We start from the raw sequence: 4,901 nt of genomic DNA, 5'->3' as shown, positions 1-4,901 counted from the left end.
CTAGGATTGAAAGCGGATTTTTTTATGGGCCTTTTGGATAAATTCAATATGTACATGTCGCTGTATAGAAATAAAAATGAATTTATGTATTTCAATTTTTACAACAAAACCATATGTATTTTGTGTTCAAAAGAGTCAGATATTGATGCAAAAATAAATGAATTATGTTTTAGGCCATTTATAATCAATAAATCAAATAATCAAAATATATTTCTATTAAAGAGTTTTGATAATGGTTTAGGTGGACAGGAGTTGCTTAGTGAGATTATAGAGATATTTGATGAATTGTTTGGCAAAGGAGAATAAGGGATGTCTGTAAAAAATTGCGTTAAAGTGACAGCAGTATCTAAAAAAATCAAGAGAAGGAAAGTAATTAATGATTTTAGCATGGAAGTAAAAGAAGGAGAAATTGTCGGTTTATTGGGGCCAAATGAGGCAGGGAAGACAACTTTAATGAGAATAATGTTAGGTCTGATTAAGGCTGACGAAGGAAGTGTGCTATTGGATGGGAATGATAGATTGTTTGATATTATCACGCCACTCACTGTTGGTTCTATGATAGAAAAACCACCATTGTATCCCAATTTGTCTGGGAAAAAAAATATTGAGATATTTTCAAAATATCATGAAGTTGTGGATACAGACTATATACATAATCTAGTTGAATTTTTTAATATGGAAGATGTGATTGGCAAAAAAGTGAGATCCTATTCGCTTGGTATGAAGCAGCGATTGGGATTAATTATTGCGTTGATTGGCAAACCAAAATTGTTAATATTAGATGAACCAACTAATGGATTAGATCCAGAAGGGATTTTTTTGATTAGAGAATGTCTTTTGAAAATGAACAAAGAGTACGGAACAACAATAATTATTTCTAGTCATTCATTATTTGAGATGGATAAATTATGTGATAGAGCAATTATAATAAATAAAGGGAGATTTTTAAAAGAAGTGCACATAAAACAAAATGAGAATATAGATTTAGAGAATGAGTACATGAATACTATAAAGAGGACTGAAGCATATGAATAGTTTAATCAAAATGGTAAAAAACGAATATATTAAACTTGTGTTTTCGAAAGGAATGTTGATATTTACATTGTTTTTAATTATTTATAATTATGAAATAAATGGAATAGTGTCTAGTAATAATGCGAATCTTATGCAAATTATTTATAATTCGTTTGACAACATAGGATTTTTATCTGTAATGATTATATTTAAATCGGTAGAATCGATAGCGATTGACTTTTCGACTGGGGCTATAAATCAGATTTTAACTAAGTCGATTTCTAGGTTAAAATACTTTATTAGTAAGTTAGTATTTATCGTATCATTAATAATAGTATCAATAACCATTAATACTATTATTGTGATAATAATTAATATTATTGAAACATCTAATCTGAAATTAGGAATAGGTGAATTCTTAATTAAAGGAGATATGACATATAGTGTTGATATTATGTATGCAGTTATCGTAAATTTGTTTAGCACTATATTCGACAATATTTTCCTAGCTTCATTAGCTTTAACAATTGTAATTTTCACATTAGAAAAAACATTATCGATAGTAATTACACTATGTTTGTGGATATTTGGTGCTATAGCTAGCGTTTTGTATAAATCATCATTTATGACAAATGTTTTTTTTAGCTATCATTTCAATTTTGTTAAACTTTTAGAATCTAATAAAGATTATTCAAATTCTGCAGCAATAAATTCTTTTTTTGTTTTACTTATATATATAATTATTTTTTATTTAGCAAGTGGTATTAGAATTATTAAGAAAGATATTTTTACTAGTTAGTAGAGCCAATCATATGTGTGGTTTAGATTTTTAGAGAAAGTAATCAGCAATTTAAAAGCCAAAATTGAAATATTGATTTTCGATAAAATACTTCCAGAGTAGATAGTTTGGCAAAAACTAACTATTAGGAGGTATTTTTTTAGAAATTTTTGATATAAACGAATTAACTTATGTGTTATAATTAATGCATTATAAATCCAAAGTAAATCTCGGAGGTATTTCTGATGATAAAAATATTAAATGTTAAAAATACAATAGTTATAATGATTTTGATATTGACTATTTCATCAATAGCTACATTTATCATTCTAAATCAAAAAAACTCAGAATTAGAAAATCTAACTACAGAAATAGAATCAAAAAAGAGTCAAATAACTGATGAACAAGATAGGCTTACGGAACTTATTTTTGAGAATTTAGATGGACAAATTGAAGACAAAATAGATTCTGTCTTGAACTTAGGTAAATTCATAATCTATACAAATGTAGAAAACAATATCAATATAAAAAAAGCTACTATAGATGCTGGTAAAAAAATATTTAATCGCGGATTATATGTAAATGAGCTAAATAGAACGTATTATGGAAATGAAAATGGAATTTGGATAATTGCTGAAAATAATCCGAAGAAAGAAATTTGGATTATAGATGTTGACAATGATAAGGGTGATATATATCAATACGACGAATCATCTGCTGATTTTTCTTATTCAATGGATATTGGTCCAATTGATTATAGAGAGCACGAATGGTACAAAGATATAACAAAAGATAATCAGGAATTATGGATAGATCCATTTGTTAATTACCAAAAAGAAGCATTCAATACTATGACAACTGCTTTTGCCAAGGGAGTATTTGATGAAAATGGTCAAAAAATAGGTGTGTGGGCAAATGAAATAGCATTAAGCAGCATAGATGAATACTTAGAAAAAATTAAGCCGACAAAAAATACTAAAATAAACTTATTATTTGTACCTCAAAGTGAAATTACAGTAAATGAAAATGAAAGTAAAAATAATATAATTAGATATACTGATTATAACTATGAAGATTTTCATTGGACGATACAGTGGATGATACCGAAAGATGAATTTGAAAAGCTAGTTGAATTTTAAATGAAAAAGAAAGCACAAATTAAATTATTTAATTTGTGCTTTAAATTATTTTTAAAAGAAACTTTTGACAGTGATTAATTCTTGCGACAAGCTATAACTAGCTCCTCCTGAATAGCCGCCACCAGCTCCCGGGCCTATTTTTAATTGAACATTTACATTTTCTCCGTTACCTGATACAGTAACGTCTCCAACTGGAGTGTTTGCTGAGCCAGAAGAAGCCCAACCTGATAAAACATTCTCATTACCATCAGTAAATCCAATGGTAAAACCAGCATCAATATCAGTTCCTACAACTTCAGAAGCTCCTACACTTTCGACAGTTGAAAGTGTCCATGTCTTTTCATCACTGTTGTAGCTAATTGCAAGATTACATGAAAATCCGCCTCCAAAAATGCATCCCAAATCTAAATCAAAACCTAGATGAATAGTAAAGCCATGTTTTCCTTCTTCGGCTATTTCGCCATTCATTTTGACATATTTTGGTTTTACAAAATAAGAATAAATTTTAGGATCAAAATATTTGGTATTTCTATCTACAATTCTAGGGTTATCTGGATCTTTTTTTATTACTCCAATGTTTCCTGGCATTGAATCATATCCAGCTGGAAAATTTTCGATTTTACCATTCCATGGGTTGAAATAAACTTCTGTATCGGGATCAAATAGAGTAGCTTCTCCGGGTAATCTCTGTACTCTGTCTTTCAATCCTTCTGTTGTTGCTTCTGTTGGTTGTGAGTGTTTTTTAGTCATAAAATGAATCATTCCTTTCAAATTTTAATTGTAAAATATCTTACAATATATATAAGCGTAATTTAATCTCAATTTGTAAACCTAAACTTTTAGAAAAAATTTTTATATGTTATAATTAAACAAATAAATTTAAAAGGACTCAAATTTAAAGGGGGAGTTATATGACTAGAAAAGCAAAATATTTGCTGGTTTTAACAGTAACAATTTTGATAAGTGTTTTTATCAGTTTTATTGTGATTAAGCCCCGAATTGATAAGACAAATCAATTAAAAATAGAATTGGGAATTGCAGAGGAGGAGCTAGAATCTGTAAAAGAGAAACTAGTGGAACTAGATTTAGAAAATTGGGATAGACAGATAAAGCGGAAATTAGATTCACATTTAGAATTTGGAAAAACTGTTATTGAAATCAATAAGGATAATACTTTAGATGTTAGAAGTATAGAATTTGCACATAATTTGCTTGAACGAAGCTTATATTCAAAAAATTTAGAATGGATTTTTTTTGCTAGGGATGATGAATTTTATTCAGCAGCCAAAGTAAATCCTAATAAAACGATTTTAGTATCGAATAAATTTAACAAAACTATTCAAAATTATGAATATAGCGATGAGAAACAAGCATTTGAATACGCATATGATATGAGCGATTATATTCCTACTGAAAGAAATTTGTATAAAAACATTACTAATGACAATCGTGAAAATTGGATTAATCCGTATAAAAATATTAAAGGTTATGACATAATGACTTTTACAAAAGGATTTTTTGATAAAGAGGGTAAAAAACTAGGAGTTTGGGGAGTAGAATTAAATTCAGATGATATACAGCAGTATCTAAATAGTATAAAACCAACTTCAAATACCAAAGTCGAATTAATTTTTAACCCAAAACAAAATATAATTTTATCAGAATCAGATGAAGAAAATTATATTATTAGACAAAGAGAATATAATTATGACAATTATAACTGGACGATACAGTGGATGATACCGAAAGATGAATACAAAAATTATGGATTATAAAATTTTTTGAAAAAAATTTAAAATTGAGGTTTACAAATTGGATAGAATTTACGTGTTTATCAAATTATTTCGAGAAAACTCCCTCCTCTATTTAGGAGGGAGATGAATCGAAATGGTTTTAGTCTTTAATAATCTTTTACCAAATATTCACATGTACACCTAACTTTAAATGCGATACAATTAAATCGTAAGGGG

6 protein-coding genes are annotated in these 4,901 nt (G+C 27.9%); 5 read left to right on the top strand and 1 reads right to left on the bottom strand.

Translation table 11 applies throughout. The features are described from left to right. The 4 genes from N4A40_14595 to N4A40_14580 all read left to right on the top strand — a co-directional run. On the top strand, window positions 1-306 hold a 306-nt coding region (locus tag N4A40_14595; GenBank protein MCT4663083.1), incomplete at its 5' end, for a hypothetical protein. A 3-nt stretch (window positions 307-309) separates the two neighbouring features. Continuing rightward, window positions 310-1,035, top strand: a complete 726-nt coding sequence (locus tag N4A40_14590) for an ATP-binding cassette domain-containing protein (GenBank protein ID MCT4663082.1) — start codon at window positions 310-312, stop codon at window positions 1,033-1,035. Then, window positions 1,028-1,813, top strand: coding sequence for a hypothetical protein (locus tag N4A40_14585; protein ID MCT4663081.1), 786 nt, complete (start codon window positions 1,028-1,030; stop codon window positions 1,811-1,813). Before N4A40_14590 ends, N4A40_14585 begins: the two co-directional genes overlap by 8 nt. Window positions 1,814-2,037: 224 nt before the next feature. After that, the gene (locus N4A40_14580) at window positions 2,038-2,931 is read left to right on the top strand and encodes a hypothetical protein (protein MCT4663080.1); all 894 of its coding nucleotides are present in this window, start codon (window positions 2,038-2,040) and stop codon (window positions 2,929-2,931) included. Between the two features lie 51 nt (window positions 2,932-2,982). On the opposite strand, the gene N4A40_14575 is transcribed toward N4A40_14580, so the two are convergent. Then, window positions 2,983-3,681 (bottom strand): hypothetical protein, encoded by a 699-nt coding sequence (locus tag N4A40_14575; GenBank protein MCT4663079.1) that lies wholly within the window; start codon window positions 3,679-3,681, stop codon window positions 2,983-2,985. Between the two features lie 161 nt (window positions 3,682-3,842). Here N4A40_14575 and N4A40_14570 point away from each other — a divergent pair, with 161 nt between their 5' ends. After that, window positions 3,843-4,706 carry a hypothetical protein gene (locus N4A40_14570; protein MCT4663078.1) on the top strand — a complete coding sequence of 288 codons (864 nt, stop codon included), beginning with the start codon at window positions 3,843-3,845 and terminating at the stop codon, window positions 4,704-4,706. Window positions 4,707-4,901: the final 195 nt, after the last annotated feature.

The organism is Tissierellales bacterium, assembly GCA_025210965.1.
GTDB lineage: Bacteria > Bacillota > Clostridia > Tissierellales > JAOAQY01 > JAOAQY01.
Note: the sequence above shows the minus strand (reverse complement) of the source record. Positions and strands in the feature narration are given on the sequence as shown.